General features: G+C 53.8%; 2 protein-coding genes and 1 pseudogene. All 3 read left to right on the top strand.

Translation table 11 applies throughout. From position 1 onward, the window contains the following. Window positions 1–118: pseudogene (locus ACOCD2_RS20270) on the top strand (EAL domain-containing protein); the annotation flags it as partial. 78 nt (window positions 119–196) lie between these two features. Then, the gene (locus ACOCD2_RS20265; RefSeq protein WP_293653938.1) at window positions 197–421 is read left to right on the top strand and encodes a hypothetical protein; all 225 of its coding nucleotides are present in this window, start codon (window positions 197–199) and stop codon (window positions 419–421) included. Beyond that, the coding region (locus ACOCD2_RS20260; protein ID WP_419592443.1) for a phospholipase D-like domain-containing protein at window positions 388–1,320 on the top strand (933 nt) is incomplete at its 3' end. The genes ACOCD2_RS20265 and ACOCD2_RS20260, both read left to right, overlap by 34 nt.

Genomic DNA, 1,320 nt, shown 5'->3' with positions numbered 1-1,320 from the left:
TGGTATGTCTTCCTACAGTTATCTGAAGGATCTGCCCGTCGATTTCCTGAAAATTGACGGGCAGTTCGTGCAGGATATGGACAAGGACCCCATCAGTCTGGCCATGATCAAGTCCATCTAAGCGTGTCTTCGGCCTCGTGATAGATTTTGGGACATCCCAGTCCCCAAAATCGACTCGGCCTTTGACAACCTATTTGTGCCCCAGCCGTCCTGGTCACCCAGCACTACGCAACAACTTCGCAAGCTCGTTGCTGCTCCGTACTTGGCTCCCAATGACTGGACGCCGCGTTCGGAGGCCTACTTTGTTTTCCCTCTGGCGCAAGGCACGCCGGGAAAACAGTGCGGCCTCGCGGCTACTGGGGTCTACCAGCCTTCGCTTCGCTCTCCATGGCTGGCAGCGAGGGAGCCATTGCATGGGTAGTCAGCCTGAACATCATGCCGGTGATCGCGGTACCGGCGTACTGGGTGTTTGGCCGCAGCAAGTTTCAGGGGTATGTCGATGCCCTGAAAGACACCAACCTGATCATCGAGGAGGACAAGAAAAAAATACATCAGGAGTTTGCTCCTTTTGTCGTGCATGTTCCGGATGACTTTCCTGAATACAAGGCCATTACCCGGCTGTCCACGTCTCCTTTTCTGAAAGGAAACCGCGTAGAGCTGCTCGTGGATGGGAGAGCTACCTACAAGAGCCTGGAAGAAGGTATAAAACGGGCGAGCTCCTATATCCTGTTTCAGTTTTATATTCTTCGTGCAGATTCCACGGGCAAGCGGTTCATGGAGCTTTTGATCGACAGGGCGAAGGCAGGTGTGTCGGTGTATGTCCTGTACGATGAACTGGGCAGTCGTGAGATCACCGAAACTCAACTGGGAGAACTTCGGGCCGCCGGGATAGGTATCGCACCTTTCAACACTACCCAGGGAGATATGAACCGGTTTCAGATCAACTTCGGGAATCACCGAAAAATCATGGTGGTGGATGGGAAGGAAACCTGGTTAGGCGGTTTGAATATCGGCGATGAATACCTTGGATTGGACAGGAAGCTCAGTCCCTGGCGCGATACCCATCTGCATATCGAAGGTCCGGCGGCGCTCGTTGCCCAGTCCATTTTCTGGTCAGACTGGCATTGGGCGAATCGCGAACTGCTGACAGGGCTGAACTGGATACCGCAAAAGGCGCCTGATATGGCAGAAGAAAACGGACAGCAAGCGTGTCTTCGGCCTCGTGATAGATTTTGGGACATCCCAGTCCCCAAAATCGACTCGGCCTTTGACAACCTATTGGTGCCCCAGCCGTCCTGGTCACCAAGCACTACGCAACAA

The sequence above is a fragment of the Thiolapillus sp. genome, from assembly GCF_048562965.1.
GTDB classification, from domain to species: Bacteria; Pseudomonadota; Gammaproteobacteria; order Chromatiales; family Chromatiaceae; genus Thiolapillus; species Thiolapillus brandeum_A.
This window is presented reverse-complemented; position numbering and strand designations above follow the sequence as displayed.